We start from the raw sequence: 15,317 nt of genomic DNA, 5'->3' as shown, positions 1-15,317 counted from the left end.
AAGGGAGCAAAAGCCCATGTCCGCAGACAAACCTTCGCGCCGCCAGTTCGTGGCCGGTGCCGCGCTGGCAGGCGCCGCGAGTGCCTTGCCCTCGCGGCTGCTTGCCCAGGCGGCCGGCAACAGCGCCATCCGTCCGTTCCGGATCAACATCCCCGCCGCCCAGGTCGCCGCGATGCAGCGCCGGATCGGCGAGACGCGCTGGGCCGATGCCCAGCCGGTCGCCGACGACAGCCAGGGCGTGCGCCGCCAGACGCTCGAGCCGCTGATGCGCTACTGGGCGCGCGGCTATGACTGGCGCAAGATCGAGGCGCGGCTGAACGCGCTGCCGATGTTCCTGACCGAGATCGACGGGCTCGACATCCACTTCATCCATGTCCGCTCGCGGCATGAGAATGCGATGCCGATGATCCTGACGCATGGCTGGCCAGGCTCGATCCTCGAGTTCCTCGGCGCGATCGATCCGCTGGTCAACCCGACCGCGCATGGCGGCAAGGCGGAGGACGCCTTCCATGTCGTGATCCCCTCGATCCCCGGCTTCGGCTTCTCGGCCAAGCCGACGGTGCCGGGCTGGGGCTCGGACCATATCGGCCGGGCGTGGAGCGTGCTGATGCGGCGGCTGGGCTATGAGCGCTTCGTCAGCCAGGGCGGCGATTGCGGATCGGTGATCTCGCAGCGCATGGCGCTCCAGCATGTGCCGGGGCTGATCGGCATCCATCTCAACATGCCGGCGGTGGTGCCGGCGGAGATCGCGCATATCCTTGCCGCGGGCGATCCGGCGCCGGCAACGCTGACGCCCAAGGAGCGCTTCGCCTTCGACCAGCTCGTGGCCTTCTACCGCGACAATTCGGCCTATGCGGCGATGATGAAAACGCGGCCGCAGACGATCGGCTATTCGCTGGTGGACTCGCCGGTCGGCATGGCCGCCTGGATGTACGAGAAGATCGACCAATGGGCCTATCCGGCCGGCGATCCGCAGAAGGTGCTCGGCCGCGACGCGATCCTCGACGACCTGTCGCTCTACTGGCTGACCGGTACCGGGGCCTCGGCGGCGCGGATATATTGGGAGGATCACAGCAACAACTTCAACGCGCGCGGGATCATCGACCTGCCGGTGGCGGTGAGCGTGTTCCCCGGCGAGATCTTCCGCGCGCCGAAGAGCTGGGCGGAGCGCTGCTACACCAACCTCACCTACTTCCACGAAGCCAGCAATGGCGGGCATTTCGCGGCCTGGGAACAGCCGCGAATCTTCGCCGAGGAAGTGCGCGCCGCCTTCCGCTCGCTGCGCTGAACCAGCCGATCCACAGGAGAAACCCGATGTCCGATACCAAGACCCTCTACACCGCCAAGGTCCATGTCACCGGCGGGCGCGAAGGTGCCGCGCGCAGCAGCGACGGGCGGCTCGACGTCCAGCTCGCCGTGCCCGGCAGCGCCGGGGCGGGGACCAATCCCGAGCAGCTGTTCGCCGCCGGCTGGTCCGCCTGTTTCGAAGGCGCGATGGGGATCGCGGCGAAGAGCAAGGGCATCACCTTGCCCGCCGATCTCGCGATCGATGCCGAGGTCGACCTGCGCCACGGCGACGAGGGCTATTCGCTCGCCGCGCGGCTCAACGTCAGCGTCCCCGGTATCGAGCCGGAGATCGCACGCCAGCTGATCGAGGCGGCGCACCGCACCTGCCCATATTCCAAGGCGATCAAGGGCAATATCGACGCCGTCGTCGCACTCGTCTGAAGGGAGATCTGACATGAAGAAGCTTATCGCAGGCGGGCTGCTGCTCGCCGCTTCCGCCCTGCCGCTGGCGGCGCAGGCCCAGGCTGCCAAGCCGACCATCGTTCTGGTCCACGGCGCCTTCGCGGATTCGTCGAGCTGGAACGGCGTGATCCCGATCCTCCAGCGCGACGGCTATACCGTGATCGCCGCGCCCAACGCGCTGCGCAGCGTGCGCACCGATGCCGATGAGGTGCGCGACCTGGTGAAGAGCATCGACGGACCCGTCGTGCTGGTCGGGCACAGCTATGGCGGCTCGGTGATCAGCGAAGCGGGAGAGGGCGCGCCCAACGTCAAGGCGCTGGTCTATGTCTCGGCCTTCGCGCCGGAAGAGGGCGAGACCGCGCTTGGCCTTACCGGCAAGTTCCCGGGCAGCACGCTGGCGCCGGCGCTTGCCCCGCCGGTCAAGCTCGCGGGCGGCGGCAACGATCTCTACATCCTCCAGGCGCGCTTCCACGACCAGTTCGCGGCGGACGTGCCGGTGGCCGAGGCCAGGCTGATGGCGGCCGGCCAGCGGCCGATCGCCGATGCGGCGCTGGGCGAGGCGACCACCGCGCCGGCGTGGAAGCATGTGCCCTCGTGGTTCATCTATGGCGACAAGGACAAGAACATCCCGCCGGTGGCGATGCAGTTCATGGCCGGGCGCGCGAACTCGCGCGGAACCGTGGTGGTGAAGGGCGCCTCGCATGTCGTGATGGTGTCGCATGCCCCGGCCGTGGCCAGCCTGATCGAGAAGGCCGCGACCGCGCAGTGAGTTGAGGCGCCGGCGATCCCCAGCGCCCCCCTGCGCCGGCGCCCACGCCCACGGCCGGCATCCAGCGTCGCCGGCCGTGGGCGTCTTTTTGTGTCCAGACGCCCCCTATTCGGGCATGGCGCGTTCGATCCGGGAACAAGAGGGACGCGATGACTGTAGAAAAGCCCTGGGACGGCGCGCTGGTCCGCAAATGGCTCGAGCGCCGGCTGGCGGCGTCGCGGCTCGACCAGGCGGCGGCGGACCGGCGCGGCTATGAAGCGCAGGATGACTATGACAAGGCCGCTGCCGAGGAATGGGCGTGCCGGGCGCTGAGCGCCGCGGATTTCGCTGACGATCAGGCGGCCTTCGCCAAGCGGATCAAGGAGCTGATCGCGCAGGAGGAATATCCGCAGACGGGCATCTATGACGATGCCAAGTTCGAGCGGCACGTGCGCGGTCATCTGCGCAAGATCGCCAAGATGACCAAGGCGAACGAGGGGTTCGAGAAGACGCTGCGCTATCAATAGCATGTGGCGCCCGGGCAGCGGCCCAGGCGCCGTGCGGCGGGCTATTTCGAGTAGCCGGTGAAGACCAGGTCGGCCTGCTTGTCGATCGCGTCGAGCTTCACATGACAGGCGTAGCAGGACTGGGTGAGCGCGACATTCTGGTCGGCCACGCCATTCTCGAACTGGCCATAGCCCCAGCCATTGCTGGCGGCATAGCGCTTCGAATCCTTGACGCTGACCTGCACATTGGTCGGCGGTCCCGCCACGAAGGACTGGGGCGCCGGGAACACCGAGTCATTGCGCGGCGAGGACTGGTACTGCCAGGCGAGCCGCACGATCACGGCGCCGTCCGGGAAGGGGCGGATGTTCTCGCGGTATGCCTTCACCGCGATGTCGTTGCCCAGGATGGCGCGGATGTCGTTGTTCTTGCCCGCTTCGTGGGCGACGCTGATCAGCTTCCAGTCGCGATAGCCCTCGGGCAGGGTGACGCCATAGACCGGTGCGGCATCCTGTTTCGGGCGATTGGCGGCGGCGACGGCCGAGACCCCGAAGACCAGGGTCGCGGCCGAGAATGCGAGCGTGGAGAGGCGCCGCACCGGCTCAGCCCGCCATCTTTGCGACGTCGAGCACCGCCTTGGCGAAGGCGGCCGGGGCCTCCTGCGGCAGGTTGTGGCCGATGCCGCCGCTGATCAGGCGGAACTCGTAGGGGCCGGTGAACTTGGCGCGATATTGCTCGGGCGCGGGGTGGGGGGCGCCATTGGCGTCGCCTTCCATCGTGATCGTCGGCACGGTGATCACCGGGGTGGTCGCCAGCCTGGGCTCGATCGCGTCATATTTGGCCTCGCCCTCGGCCAGGCCGAGCCGCCAGCGATAATTGTGGATCACCAGCGCGACATGGTCCGGGTTGACGAAGGACGCCGCGGTGCGGGCGAAGGTGGCGTCGTCGAACTTCCATTTCGGCGAGGCGAGCTGCCAGATCAGCTTGTTGAAATCATTCGTGTTCTTCGCATAGCCGAGCTTGCCCCGCTCGGTAGCGAAGTAGAATTGGTACCACCATTGCAGCTCGGCCGCGGGCGGGAGCGGCGCGGCGTTGGCGGCCTGGCTGCCGATCAGATAGCCGCTGACCGAGACGAGGCCCTTGCAGCGCTCGGGCCAGAGCAGCGCCATGATGTCGGCGGTGCGGGCGCCCCAATCGAAGCCGGCGACGATCGCCTGCTGGATGCCGAGCGCGTCCATCAAGGCCAGGCCATCGGCCGCCAGCGCGGCCTGCTGGGCGTTGCGCGGCGTGTCGGCCGAGAGGAAGACCGTCGAGCCATAGCCGCGCAGATAGGGCGTGATCACGCGGTGGCCGCGGGCGGCGAGCAGCGGCGCGACTTCGGCGAAGGCATTGATATCATAGGGCCAGCCATGGAAGAGCAGCACGGCCGGGCCGTCCGCCGGGCCCATCTCGACATAGCCGATGCTGAGCGGGCCGGCGTTGACCTGCTTGACCGGGCCGAAGGGCGTGGCGGCAGGCGAGGCACCGGACCGGGGGGTGGCGGTGGCGACGCTGGCGACGGTGCCGCCGCCGAGCAGGGCGGCGAGGGTGGCGGCGCCGTGGACGAAGCTGCGGCGATCGGAGTGCAGGGACAAGGGCTTCGACATGACTCGGTCCTTTCTGGCTGGTGACGAACCCGGCCGAGATAGGTGCACCCCCTTTGGAGCGCCCGTTAGTCGGTGTGAGGTCGTATGAGACCTGACCGAACGGTCCGGACGCCTAAGCTCGCAAAGGTTGCGCCGAAGGGGCCTTTGCATCGGACCGGCCCCATCCCATCTGGGAGGGGAATGTCAGAAGGAACCTCCATGCCGCGTCCCCTCAAGATCGATTTTGTCTCCGATGTTGTCTGCCCCTGGTGCATCATCGGGCTGCGCGGGCTGGAGGAAGCCGTGGAGCGGACCCGGGATGTGGTTGATGTAACTGTGCATTTCCAGCCGTTCGAGCTGAACCCGCAGATGGCACCGGAAGGTGAGAATATCGGCGAACACATCGCTCGGAAGTACGGCTCCACCCCCGAGCAGTCGGCCGCCAACCGCCAGATGATCCGAGACCGGGCCGGCGCGCTGGGATTCTCGATGAATAGCTCTGCCGACAGCCGGATCTACAACACGTTCGATGCGCACCGGCTGCTCCACTGGGCGGAGACCGAGGGCGCGGACAAGCAGACGGCGCTCAAGCATGCGCTGTTCACGGCCTATTTCACCGACCAGCAGAACCCTTCGGACCCCGAGGTGCTGGTCGCGGCCGCGCAGAAGGCCGGGCTGGACGGCGAAGCGGCGCGCGAGGTGCTGGCCTTGGGCCGCTATGCCGAGGAGGTGCGCGCGGCCGAACAGCTCTGGCAGAGCCGGGGGATCAATTCGGTGCCGGCGATCGTGATCGAGGACAAATGGCTGATCTCCGGCGGCCAGCCGCCCGAGGCGTTCGAGCAGGCGCTGCGGGATATCGCCGGGCAGCTGGCGTAGGGCATTCTTCTGCTCCCCTCCCTGCAAGGGAGGGGTAGGGGGTGGGTTGCGAGCGGAGCGAGCCCTACTGGCCGGTGGCGTGTAAAGAAAAGGCCGGGCATCGAGCCCGACCTTTTCTAACCCACCCCTAACCCCTCCCTTGCAGGGAGGGGAATTCCGCTACCTGACCCCGAAGGTCCAGCCTTCGGTGCGCGCCAACTCCGGCGTCAGGCCCTTCGGCGCCCATATCGCCGGGTCGCCCGCCACGGTGCGCAGCCAGGCGGCGGTGAGGATCGCGTCGGTGGCGTGGTCGTCATAGCGGGACAGCGGCGCGTGGGGGCCTGAGCCCAAAGCCGCGAGCATCGCGTCGAGTGTTTCGCCGTCGCGGATCTTGGAGATGCCCTTGCGCATGCCGGCGGTACGGGCGGCGAGCGCGGTGTAGATCTCGACCAGCACCGGGCCAGTCTCGGGCAGCGGATCGAAGGGCCAGATCGGCACGCGCCCACGGAGGCGATGCAGCACGCGCATGCCGGTGAGGCTCGACTTGCCGACCTGGCTGGCGCCGACCAGGTTGAAGCAGCTGTAGGGCGAGAGGTGCATCGCGGCCTGGCCATGCTCGCATACCCGGAAGCGGCCGCGGCCGGGCGGGAACAGGTCGCCGCAATCGTGCAGCTGGCGGAAATGGCGCCGGGCCTCCGCGTTCTGGACGAAGCTGGTGGCGGCGAGGTGCGGGTCCTCGCCCGAGAGTTCCTCGACCAGCTGCCAGAGCGCCGGGCCGTCGCGCGGCGAGCGGTCCCAGCCGGGGAAATAGGCGCCGGCGTCGACCAGCGGGAAGGCAGGGGACAGGTCGAGCCCGATCAGCGCGCGGGTGCCCTTGTCCGCGAGGTCGGCGAGCCAGTCGGTGATGTCCTGGCGGGACCAGTTGCGGTCGATGAGTTCCGGCGCGGCGGTGCCGGCCTCGGCGCGGGCGACGGCAAGGCCCTTGGGACGCTCGACCGCCTGGCCGGACCAGTCGATGGCGATGAAGGTCGTGAAGGGGAGCATTGGTTTCGGGGTGATCCTCGGGCCTAGGGCGTACGACGTTCAGGTGTGGCGGAGGAGCTGTTCCCCGGCGAACGCCGGGGCCCAGGGTCACAAGCGATGCGGCAGAGAAACCCTGGGCCCCGGCTTTCGCCGGGGAACCGGGAGAGCCGAAGGCGATACGCCCCAGCACCTCCGGTCATGCTGAAACAAGTTCAGCATGACGGTGGGAGGAATTGGTGGGCCTCACGGCCGCTCCGGCATGCCGGCGGCGATGCGCTGCGGCTTCTTCGCACGGTCCCACCAGGCGCGCTGGATGTAGAGCTCGATCCGTTCGCGGCTTTCGGTGCCGTAGCGGACCAGCAGCATCGGGTAGTTGGCGTAGTGATCGGTCTGCCAGAAGGTTTCCGGATCGGTTTCGAACAGGATCTGCTTTTCCGGGTGGGTGACCATCAGCCCGAAGCTGCCCTGCTCGCGGCCGGGGGACATCAGGCCCTTGCCGTTGATCTTGGGACAGGGCGTGCCCCACCAGCTTTCCATCACCACATCGGGGAGGGTGCGGGCGTAGGCGGTGGCGTCGTCCCAGTTGTTCATTCGAACGCTCCGTTTCGCCAGGTGACGAAGCCTTCCGTCCACTTGTCCTGGCCCAGCGTGTGGCTTTCGATGAGGAAGTTGTCCGGGTGGTCGCAAAAGCCGGGCAGAGCCACGCTGCGCGCTCGTGCCGCCTCGGCATCCGCATGGCTGGCATAGATGCCGATCAGCTTGCTCTCCTCCTCTCCCTCATTGAGTTCGTAGGAGTGCCAGAGCGCGAAGACCTCGTTCATTCGTTCCATTCCCTTTCGTGCTAGCGCTCCAGCTCCCCGGCGAAAGCCGGGGCCCAGGGGCGCGAGCGATGCGGCAGAGAAACCCTGGACCCCGGCTTTCGCCGGGGAACGGGTGGGCGCCTGGGGAATAGGATGGCTTCACGCATCCCGCTTCCGTTCCCGCATCTCGTTCCACCACGCGAGCCGCTCGGCGATGCGCTTTTCGTGGCCGCGATCGGTGGGGGTGTAGAAGGTCTGGGGGGCCATTTCCTCGGGCCAGTAATTGTCGCCCGAGAAGCCGCCCTCGGCGTCATGGTCATAGGTGTAGCCCGAGCCATAGCCGATCTGCTTCATCAGCTTGGTGGGCGCGTTGAGGATGTTCTGGGGCGGCATCAGCGAGCCGGTTTCCTTCGCGCTCCGCCACGCCGCCTTCTGCGCCATATAGGCCGCGTTCGATTTGGGCGCGGTGGCGACATAGAGGCAGGCCTGGGCGATCGCCAGCTCGCCCTCGGGGGAGCCCAGGAACTCATAGGTGTCCTTGGCCGCGAGACACTGGACCAGCGCATTCGGGTCGGCGAGGCCGATGTCCTCCACCGCCATGCGGACCAGCCGGCGCAGCACGTAGAGCGGTTCCTCGCCGGCGGTGAGCATGCGCGCGAGATAGTAGAGCGCCGCCTGGGGATCGCTGCCGCGCACCGATTTGTGGAGCGCGGAGATCAGGTTGTAATGGCCTTCGCGGTCCTTGTCGTAGACGGCGACGCGGCGCTGGAGGAAATCGCCGAGCGCTGCGGGATCGAGCGGCTTCTCGAACTGGACCGAGAACAGGGTCTCGGCCTGGTTGAGCAGGAAGCGGCCATCGCCGTCGGCACTCGCCACCAGCGCGTCGCGCGCCTCGGGCGTGAGGGGGAGGGGGCGTTCCTCGGCGGCCTCGGCGCGGTCGAGCAGGCGGGTGAGCGCTTCATGGTCGAGCCGGCGCAGGATCAGCACCTGGGCGCGGCTGAGCACGGCGGCGTTGAGCTCGAAGCTGGGATTCTCGGTGGTGGCGCCGACCAGGGTGACGGTGCCGTCCTCGACATAGGGCAGGAAGCCGTCCTGCTGCGAGCGGTTGAAGCGGTGGATCTCGTCCACGAACAGCAGGGTCCTGCGGCCGAGCCGGGCATATTCCTTCGCCTCGGCGAATACCTTCTTGAGGTCGGCGACGCCTGAGAACACCGCGCTGATCGCGACGAAGCGCAGGCCGACGGCGTTGGCGAGGAGGCGGGCGATCGTGGTCTTGCCGGTGCCGGGCGGGCCCCAGAGGATGATCGAGCTGAGCTTGCCCGCCGCGACCATGCGGCCGATCGCGCCCTCGGGCCCGGTGAGGTGCTCCTGTCCCACGACATCGGCGAGATCCTGCGGGCGCAGGCGATCGGCCAGCGGGCCGTCGGGCGGCGTGGTCTCGGGGGCGAAGCTCGGTTCCTGGGCGGCGAAAAGGTCTGCCATGCACGCTAGATAAGCGCAGACGACGATTTGTGCATCCTTGGCTTTGACCAAACGCAATTGGCATCGGCGCGCCGGGGTGCATGAGCATGGCGAAGGAGTAGCGCCATGGATTGCGACGTCATCATCGTGGGCGGTGGCCCGGCCGGGCTGGCCTTTGCCCGGTCGCTGCGGGACACCGGGCTGGAGGTGCTGCTGGTCGAGCGCCAGCCGCGCGCGGCGCTGGCCGAGCCCGGCTATGACGGGCGCGAGATCGCGCTGACGCACGGATCGCGGGCGATCCTCGAGCGGATGGGGGTATGGGAGCGGATCCCGGAGGCCGCGCCGCTCCAGGCCGCGCGGGTGCGCAACGGGCGCTCGGCCTTCGCGCTCGACTTCGACCCCGGCCATGACGGGCAGCCGCTGGGCTGGCTGGTCTCCAACCATCTGATCCGCCAGGCGCTGTTCGAGGCGGTGCAGGACCAGCCGGGGCTGCGGCTGGCCTGCGGGATCGGGCTGGGCAGCGCGCGGACGACGCGGGACTTCGCCGAGGTCACGCTGTCGACTGGTCTCTCCATGCGCGGAAGGTTGCTCGTCGCGGCGGACTCGCGGATGTCGCCGGTGCGCGAGCAGCTGGGCATCGCGGCGGAGATCAACCGGCTGGGCCGATCGATGCTGGTGTGTCGCGTTTCGCATACGAAGTGGCATGAACAGGTTGCAACGGAATGGTTCGGCCATGGCCAGACGATCGCGCTGCTGCCGCTCAACAACGGCATGACCTCGGTGGTGCTGACCCTGCCCGAGCGGGCGATCGCGCGGCTGGCGACCTTGCCCGATGCGGCGCTGGCGAAGGAGCTGACCAAGCGATCGTCGGGGATATTGGGGCCGATGGAGATGGCCGGGTCGCGCCACGTCTATCCGCTGGTCACCACCTGGGCGAAGCATTTCGGGGCGCGGCGGGCGGCGTTGATCGGCGATGCGGCGGTGGGCATGCATCCGGTGACCGCGCATGGCTTCAACCTGGGGCTGAGCGGGCAGGACCTGCTCGCCGCCGAGATTCGCGAGGCGCTGCGGCATGGGCGCGATATTGCGGGCGAGCAGGTGATCCGGTCGTACGAGGAGGGGCACCGCGCGGCGGCGCGGCCGCTATGGCTCGGCACCAATTTGTTGGTGACGCTCTATACCGACGAGCGCCCGCTCGCCCGGGTGATGCGGCATACCGGGCTGCGGCTGGGGGCGAGGCTGCCGGTGTTCCGGACGGGGGTTCGGAACATGCTGATGGCGCGGTAGGGGGCATTTTTCCCCTCCCTTGCAGGGAGGGGAGGAAAAAGGGTGAAATTCTCCAAACCCAGGCCTTGTCAAAAACTGTTTAAGATATATCTTGTGCGCATCAAGAGTCGTACAGGAGTTATTATGCGACATCATCATTGCGGCCATCGCGGCATGCATTTCGGCCGCCGCGGCGGCTTTGGCGGGGCGGACTTCGCCATGGCGTTCGGCTTTGGCGGGCGTGGCGGCTTCGGGCATGGCGAGCGCGGCGGACGCCGGCGCATGTTCGACGGCACCGAGCTTCGCCTGATCCTGCTCAAGCTGATCGAGGAGCAGCCGCGCCACGGCTATGACCTGATCCGCGAGATCGAGGAGCGCACCGGCGGCGCCTATGCCCCGAGCCCCGGCGTGGTCTATCCGACGCTGACCATGCTCGACGACATGGGCCTGATCGAGGAGAGCAAGAGCGAAGGCGCCAAGAAGCAGTTCGCGATCACCGAGGCCGGCACCACGCATCTCGCCGAGCGGGCGGAGGAAGTGGAGGCGCTGTTCGAACGGCTCACCCAGCTGGCCGGCATGCGCGCGCGCGCCGATGGCGGCCCGATCCGCCGGGCGATGGGCAATCTGCGCACCGTGCTGCAGGAACGCCTTGCGGGCGAAAGCGTCGATCCCGACATGCTGCACAACGTCGCCGAGATCCTCGACGAGGCGGCGCGGAAGATCGAGCGGCTCTGAGCCGTGCCTCGGCTCGAACTATTGCGGCGGCGGCTCGGGATCGTGCCGCCGCCCGTGGAGAACGAACACATGACCCTCACGACCTTCTCGGCCGAGACGCTGACCCCGACCGAGCATGCCAGCCGCTACCTCCAGCAGCTGTGCAAGCACTGGCAGCACAACCTCCAGGTCGAGTTCACGCCGGAGAACGGCACGGTGATCTTCCCGAAGGACGCGCGCGGCGCCAATCATCCGGGCGACGCGGTGGTGACCTTCAATGTCGCCGAGACCGGGCTCGACATCCGCATCGACGCAAGCTCGCCCGAGCAACTCGACGGGCTGAAGGGCGCGGTGGAGCGGCATCTCGACCGGTTCGCGTTCCGCGAGGACGGGTTGAAGTATGATTGGCGACATGCCGGATGAAGTCGCTGAAACAAGAAGAACCGGAATGGTATATTCCGAGCTTGTAAACATTTACGGGAGTTGACGCTGAACTCGTCATGAGCGAGCCTTCGTATAGGGGGAACTCATGATCTATGTGATGTGGCTTTTCGTCGGCCTTCCTGCGCTTGCGACGTTCTTTTACTTTAGTCGCAGAAACAGCGGGAAGGCGTATGTCGCCACAGCTGCGATCTCCGCGATAGCCGCTATCATGCTGGGCTATTTCGGGGTCATGGCGACCGGGCTGCCGACGGTCCTGATTGCCTTCCTGCTCCGGCGCGAGCCCGACAAGATACTCGGGATCGTCGAGCCGAGCACATTGGTGGTCATCGCCTGCGGCATTCTCGCCATCGTGGCGTGCACCCTGATCTATCGGCTCGCGGTGAAAATGGTGAGCAGCGAGCGCTATGCGGCCAACACCTCCAGTCTCGGGGCCTATGAGAGCGGCAGGGTACCGCAGCTGCTCGAGCTGATGTTCAATCACTTCGTGTTCGTTTTTCGCGGGCAGCGCGATTCGGTTGTGGGTCCGCTCGGCGAGGACCCGTATATGCTGCCTCCGCTGCAGCAGGTGCCCGCCTGGGCGGATTTCTCCTTCGACCTGTTGATCCAGATGGAGCCGAACCTGGTTCGGGAGAGCTTCCGGCCGCTCCGGGAGCGGCAATTCTATACCGTGATCGAGGACAGTCCGTTTCCTCCAAATCCATCGACCACCTGGCTGGTGCAGCCTGTGGCGGAAGATGACGACATGGCAGCGGTCCTGCGGCGCTTCGAGGGGCTCGCGCCGCAGGAGCTCATGGCAGCATCCAACCTGAGGGTCGTGATCTGCATGCAGTCCCGAGAAGCGCGCGATGAGGTCATCGGCGCCTGGGGCGCGCATCCGGTTCGTCTGGTAACCGAAGGGGAATTGGTCCAGCGAAGCCTGGACCTCACCTATTATGTTTCCTCGCTGAACCAGCGCTTCCGCAAGCAATCCATCGCAGGCGTTGACTATACACTTGAGGATTGTTTCGTCCGGCCGCGCTGACCGGCGCGATCTGGGCTCGAGCGTCGTGGTCCCCAAGATCAAGGAGGGGCTCGACCTGCTCGATTTGCTCGAAAACTGGATCGCTTCCGACAGGGACAGCCATCTTTCGATCATCGGCGAATTTGGTCAGGGAAAAAGTACGGCGTTGCTGGCGCATTGCGCGGACTGGGCTCGCCGCTGGATTTCCGGCGACAAGAACGGCCGTGTTCCGCTGCTCATCGAATTGCGCGGCAAGTCGCCCAAGCGCCAGAGCCCAGAGGCCTTTCTCAGCGAGTGGGGGCAGCGCTTCAGGTTGCATGGCGATGCGCTCCTCAACCTGATCAAGACGGGCCGGGCAATACTGATCTTCGAAGGATTCGATGAAATACAGGACGCGGGGATGCGCTATGACCGCTTCCAGCAATTCAAGGCACTTTGGGATTTCTCTTATCCCGGCACCAAGATCATTTTCACGGGCAGGCCGAATTTCTTTCTAGATTCGGTCGAGATGGTGAATTTGCTGCGCGATAGCCCAGTTGCGCGGGCGGCCGGATTGGTGGGGTCGGAAATCTATCAGCTTCGCTTCCTCGAGGGAGACTCGATCGCCAACGCATTGAGGCGGCACGATAGCGAGACGGTCGCGGAGATTGTCGCCCGGTGTTCGGAGGACAAGGCCTTTCTGGACATTGTCCGGCGCCCATCCATGTTGCCGTTGATCGCAAGCCTTTGGCCCAGCATCCGCGCCGAGATCCGTGCCAAGAACAGCGTCACTTCCGCCCAGATCATCAAGCAGTTCATCGATTATCTGTACAAGCGCAAGGAGGCGGATGCGGAGAGGCTGGGCCGCTATCACGTGCTTAGCAGCGCGGTCCGGCACTATGTTACGCAGCGTGTGGCCTGGAAGATGGCGGAGACGAACTCGCGGAATACGATCACGGCGGAAGATTTCGCGGAAGTGGTGGAGCGAGCTTGTGATTCCTTCGATACGGAATTCAGAAGTGGCGATGCCGATGATGGCGGCAATGCGGATTTCATTCGGGATCTGAAGGCAAAGTATGAAAGCAGGCCGCGCCATGTATTTATTGCGGATGTCGTCACTGATGTTCGCGCCCAGGGCCTCCTGACGCCGGATCCCGCAGGCGGAAGGAATAATCTCTATTTCCCGCACAAGCAGTATTATGAATACATACTTGGTGAAGTGTTCTGGACCAGCCAGAATGGAAAGAAGGATAGTTGGGCATCCGGGCTGACGCAGGAATCCCTGATGAGGATTGTACGGCTTGAGCCTAGCGCCTTGCTGTTTTCTGCCGGTCTTTGGGACGAGGATAAGCTTCGCGCTTCGCGGTATCGTAGGACAATCGGCGAAAGATTGAAGAAATCGATACAGGCTCGCGCGGTATATATTGATGCCGTGGAAGGGGTATTATTTGAAAAGATAAAGAAGATTCTGTCCGTATTTTCAAAATACAATTTCAAGAAAAATGATACCAATAATGAAGATCGAGATAATAGAAGAGTAGTTTATCTTAATTCAACATTGGTCATGAGTATAATAAAATCGTGTCCTATAAAATATAGGTACCTATTCTTAAAAAGCAGGGTAATTTCATATAATGGCGAATATTATATTATGCGAGGTAATAGATTATTATCTATTAACTTAATGATGGCTACTATTTTTGGAGTTTATTCTATAAATATATTAAACCTAAGGGAAGTATTGGATTATTATGCCTTTGTGATTGCAGCGACGCTTGCATTCACTACATTTGCGCTGATTTCGCTGACCTTTTCAGTAAGGTCAAGAAATATTAGGATGGAGGATGCTTATCTGATAATGGAATATCTTAGGTTCGGAGAAATTAGATCCATCCGAAAGGAATATGGCGAGCGGGCGCACAGTTCTCTTTTGGCTGTATTCGGTACACCTGAGAATCTCTTTCTCGATCCTATTTTTCTCGCCATTCAATCGTCTCAAGATACGCGTCCAGAACCTTCTGGTTGATCGCGTCCCAGACATAGGCGCTGGCGATCTCATGGCCGGCCTTGCCCGCGGCGAGGCGGGCTGCGTGGTCCTCGCAATAATGCTGGATCGCATCGGCATAGCGGCCGACCGCGCCGGGGCCGGGCTCGACCAGCACGCCGCTGACATTCTCCTCGACCATGCCGACCGGGCCGACCGCGCGGGCGGCGACCACCGGCACGCCGGCGGCCATCGCCTCCAGCGTGACATTGCCGAAGCTCTCGGTGAGCGAGGGGTTGAAGAACACGTCCATCGAGGCGACCGCGCGGCCGAGGTCGTCGCCGGCCTGGAAGCCGGCGAACACCGCATCGGGCACGCGCTCGGCGAACCAATCCTGCGCCGGCCCCTTGCCGATCACCAGCACCCGGTGCTTCACGCCGCGGCGCTGCAGTTCGGCGACCACCTCCGCGAAGATGTCGAGGCCCTTCTCGAGCACCAGCCGGCCGAGGAACGCGACGGCGACTTCGTCGTCCTGGATGCCGAGGTCGCGGCGCCATTCCAGGCTGCGGCGGCCGGGATTGAACCGGTCATGGTTCACGCCGCGTGACCAGATGCGCATCGGGCGAGTGACGCCCCAGCTCTGCAGCAGCTCCACCATGCCGCGTCCGGGCGGGAGCAACATGTCGACCCGGTTGTAGAGCCGCGTCAGCATCCGGACCAGCAGCGGCGTGACGAAGCCGATCTTGTAATAGCCCGGATAGGTCTCGAAGCGGGTATGGACCGAGGCGACGGCGGCGATGTTGTTCTCGCGCGCCCAGGTCACTGCGCGGTGGCAGAGGATCTCGGGAGCCGAGATGTGGACGATATTGGGCGCGAAGGCCTCCAGATCGGGCAGCACTTCCTTGATGCCCTTGGCGAACCTGTATTCGTCGCGACCGCCCGGGACGGGGAGCGAAGGCACGCTGACCAGGTCGCCGGTGGGCGGGAACGCGGGGGTCTCGGTGGTCGGCGAATAGACGCGGACCTTGACGCCCTTGTCGAGCAGATAGCCGACGAGCAGGTTCAGCGCCTGGTTCGCGCCGTCGCGGACATAATTATAGTTGCCGCTGAACAATGCGACGCGGAGCTCGGTGGGCTTCATGGCGGGCGCATACAATCCGCGCGC

The 15,317-nt window shown here is 65.2% G+C and carries 17 protein-coding genes; 10 read left to right on the top strand and 7 right to left on the bottom strand.

Translation table 11 applies throughout. The features are described 5' to 3' along the window. Positions 1-16: 16 nt before the first annotated feature. The 4 genes from HNP52_RS13735 to HNP52_RS13720 all read left to right on the top strand — a co-directional run bounded on the left by HNP52_RS13735 (position 17) and on the right by HNP52_RS13720 (position 3,024). Entirely contained in the window at positions 17-1,288 is a 1,272-nt protein-coding gene (locus tag HNP52_RS13735; protein WP_184167978.1) for an epoxide hydrolase family protein, read from the top strand. Positions 1,289-1,314: 26 nt separating this feature from the next. After that, entirely contained in the window at positions 1,315-1,728 is a 414-nt protein-coding gene (locus HNP52_RS13730; protein WP_184167976.1) for an organic hydroperoxide resistance protein, read from the top strand. Between the two features lie 13 nt (positions 1,729-1,741). Further along, positions 1,742-2,518: an alpha/beta fold hydrolase gene (locus tag HNP52_RS13725; protein WP_184167974.1), complete on the top strand. Its 777-nt coding sequence runs from the start codon at positions 1,742-1,744 to the stop codon at positions 2,516-2,518. Between the two features lie 149 nt (positions 2,519-2,667). Beyond that, positions 2,668-3,024 (top strand): hypothetical protein, encoded by a 357-nt coding sequence (locus HNP52_RS13720; protein ID WP_184167972.1) that lies wholly within the window; start codon positions 2,668-2,670, stop codon positions 3,022-3,024. 41 nt (positions 3,025-3,065) lie between these two features. Here the strand turns inward: HNP52_RS13720 and HNP52_RS13715 are convergent, their stop codons facing one another. Beyond that, entirely contained in the window at positions 3,066-3,599 is a 534-nt protein-coding gene (locus HNP52_RS13715; protein ID WP_184167970.1) for a cytochrome P460 family protein, read from the bottom strand. Positions 3,600-3,603: 4 nt separating this feature from the next. After that, on the bottom strand, positions 3,604-4,647 hold the full coding sequence (locus HNP52_RS13710; RefSeq protein WP_184167968.1) for an alpha/beta fold hydrolase: 1,044 nt from the start codon (positions 4,645-4,647) through the stop codon (positions 3,604-3,606). A 198-nt stretch (positions 4,648-4,845) separates the two neighbouring features. On the opposite strand from HNP52_RS13710, the gene HNP52_RS13705 reads away from it, so the two are divergent. Next, the gene (locus HNP52_RS13705) at positions 4,846-5,502 is read left to right on the top strand and encodes a DsbA family oxidoreductase (protein WP_184167966.1); all 657 of its coding nucleotides are present in this window, start codon (positions 4,846-4,848) and stop codon (positions 5,500-5,502) included. Positions 5,503-5,661: 159 nt separating this feature from the next. Here the strand turns inward: HNP52_RS13705 and HNP52_RS13700 are convergent, their stop codons facing one another. The 4 genes from HNP52_RS13700 to HNP52_RS13685 all read right to left on the bottom strand — a co-directional run bounded on the left by HNP52_RS13700 (position 5,662) and on the right by HNP52_RS13685 (position 8,786). Beyond that, positions 5,662-6,525 (bottom strand): hypothetical protein, encoded by an 864-nt coding sequence (locus tag HNP52_RS13700; RefSeq protein ID WP_184167964.1) that lies wholly within the window; start codon positions 6,523-6,525, stop codon positions 5,662-5,664. Positions 6,526-6,747: 222 nt separating this feature from the next. After that, positions 6,748-7,095 (bottom strand): hypothetical protein, encoded by a 348-nt coding sequence (locus HNP52_RS13695; RefSeq protein ID WP_184167962.1) that lies wholly within the window; start codon positions 7,093-7,095, stop codon positions 6,748-6,750. Then, positions 7,092-7,325 (bottom strand): hypothetical protein, encoded by a 234-nt coding sequence (locus tag HNP52_RS13690; RefSeq protein WP_184167960.1) that lies wholly within the window; start codon positions 7,323-7,325, stop codon positions 7,092-7,094. Before HNP52_RS13690 ends, HNP52_RS13695 begins: the two co-directional genes overlap by 4 nt. A 138-nt stretch (positions 7,326-7,463) precedes the next feature. Next, complete coding sequence (locus tag HNP52_RS13685; RefSeq protein ID WP_184167958.1) at positions 7,464-8,786, bottom strand: replication-associated recombination protein A; 1,323 nt, start codon at positions 8,784-8,786, stop codon at positions 7,464-7,466. Positions 8,787-8,891: 105 nt separating this feature from the next. On the opposite strand from HNP52_RS13685, the gene ubiM reads away from it, so the two are divergent. From ubiM to HNP52_RS13660, 5 genes are all read left to right on the top strand, one after another. Beyond that, complete coding sequence (gene ubiM, locus HNP52_RS13680) at positions 8,892-10,052, top strand: 5-demethoxyubiquinol-8 5-hydroxylase UbiM (RefSeq protein ID WP_184167956.1); 1,161 nt, start codon at positions 8,892-8,894, stop codon at positions 10,050-10,052. Between the two features lie 123 nt (positions 10,053-10,175). Next, on the top strand, positions 10,176-10,766 hold the full coding sequence (locus tag HNP52_RS13675; protein ID WP_409372629.1) for a PadR family transcriptional regulator: 591 nt from the start codon (positions 10,176-10,178) through the stop codon (positions 10,764-10,766). Positions 10,767-10,835: 69 nt separating this feature from the next. Beyond that, a complete protein-coding gene (locus HNP52_RS13670) occupies positions 10,836-11,168 on the top strand; it encodes a DUF2218 domain-containing protein (RefSeq protein WP_184167954.1) in 333 nt (110 codons plus the stop codon). 106 nt (positions 11,169-11,274) lie between these two features. Beyond that, positions 11,275-12,210: a hypothetical protein gene (locus HNP52_RS13665; protein ID WP_184167952.1), complete on the top strand. Its 936-nt coding sequence runs from the start codon at positions 11,275-11,277 to the stop codon at positions 12,208-12,210. Positions 12,211-12,235: 25 nt separating this feature from the next. Further along, entirely contained in the window at positions 12,236-14,194 is a 1,959-nt protein-coding gene (locus HNP52_RS13660) for an NACHT domain-containing NTPase (protein WP_184167950.1), read from the top strand. Here HNP52_RS13660 and HNP52_RS13655 read toward each other — a convergent pair. After that, positions 14,139-15,293: a glycosyltransferase family 1 protein gene (locus HNP52_RS13655; protein ID WP_184167948.1), complete on the bottom strand. Its 1,155-nt coding sequence runs from the start codon at positions 15,291-15,293 to the stop codon at positions 14,139-14,141. The genes HNP52_RS13660 and HNP52_RS13655 overlap by 56 nt on opposite strands. Positions 15,294-15,317 lie beyond the last annotated feature (24 nt).

The organism is Sphingomonas kyeonggiensis (assembly GCF_014204495.1).
In the GTDB taxonomy this organism is placed as follows: Bacteria; Pseudomonadota; Alphaproteobacteria; order Sphingomonadales; family Sphingomonadaceae; genus Sphingomonas; species Sphingomonas kyeonggiensis_A.
This window is presented reverse-complemented; position numbering and strand designations above follow the sequence as displayed.

Excerpts from the sequence above, each read along its gene's own strand:
- HNP52_RS13670 (WP_184167954.1), top strand. The coding sequence starts at position 10,836 with ATGACCCTCACGACCTTCTCGGCCGAGACGCTGACCCCGACCGAGCAT.
- HNP52_RS13655 (WP_184167948.1), bottom strand. The coding sequence starts at position 15,293 with ATGAAGCCCACCGAGCTCCGCGTCGCATTGTTCAGCGGCAACTATAAT.
- HNP52_RS13675 (WP_409372629.1), top strand. The coding sequence starts at position 10,176 with ATGCGACATCATCATTGCGGCCATCGCGGCATGCATTTCGGCCGCCGC.
- HNP52_RS13735 (WP_184167978.1), top strand. The coding sequence starts at position 17 with ATGTCCGCAGACAAACCTTCGCGCCGCCAGTTCGTGGCCGGTGCCGCG.
- HNP52_RS13685 (WP_184167958.1), bottom strand. The coding sequence starts at position 8,786 with ATGGCAGACCTTTTCGCCGCCCAGGAACCGAGCTTCGCCCCCGAGACC.
- HNP52_RS13730 (WP_184167976.1), top strand. The coding sequence starts at position 1,315 with ATGTCCGATACCAAGACCCTCTACACCGCCAAGGTCCATGTCACCGGC.
- HNP52_RS13700 (WP_184167964.1), bottom strand. The coding sequence starts at position 6,525 with ATGCTCCCCTTCACGACCTTCATCGCCATCGACTGGTCCGGCCAGGCG.
- HNP52_RS13665 (WP_184167952.1), top strand. The coding sequence starts at position 11,275 with ATGATCTATGTGATGTGGCTTTTCGTCGGCCTTCCTGCGCTTGCGACG.
- HNP52_RS13725 (WP_184167974.1), top strand. The coding sequence starts at position 1,742 with ATGAAGAAGCTTATCGCAGGCGGGCTGCTGCTCGCCGCTTCCGCCCTG.
- HNP52_RS13690 (WP_184167960.1), bottom strand. The coding sequence starts at position 7,325 with ATGAACGAGGTCTTCGCGCTCTGGCACTCCTACGAACTCAATGAGGGA.
- HNP52_RS13720 (WP_184167972.1), top strand. The coding sequence starts at position 2,668 with ATGACTGTAGAAAAGCCCTGGGACGGCGCGCTGGTCCGCAAATGGCTC.
- ubiM (WP_184167956.1), top strand. The coding sequence starts at position 8,892 with ATGGATTGCGACGTCATCATCGTGGGCGGTGGCCCGGCCGGGCTGGCC.
- HNP52_RS13705 (WP_184167966.1), top strand. The coding sequence starts at position 4,846 with ATGCCGCGTCCCCTCAAGATCGATTTTGTCTCCGATGTTGTCTGCCCC.
- HNP52_RS13695 (WP_184167962.1), bottom strand. The coding sequence starts at position 7,095 with ATGAACAACTGGGACGACGCCACCGCCTACGCCCGCACCCTCCCCGAT.
- HNP52_RS13710 (WP_184167968.1), bottom strand. The coding sequence starts at position 4,647 with ATGTCGAAGCCCTTGTCCCTGCACTCCGATCGCCGCAGCTTCGTCCAC.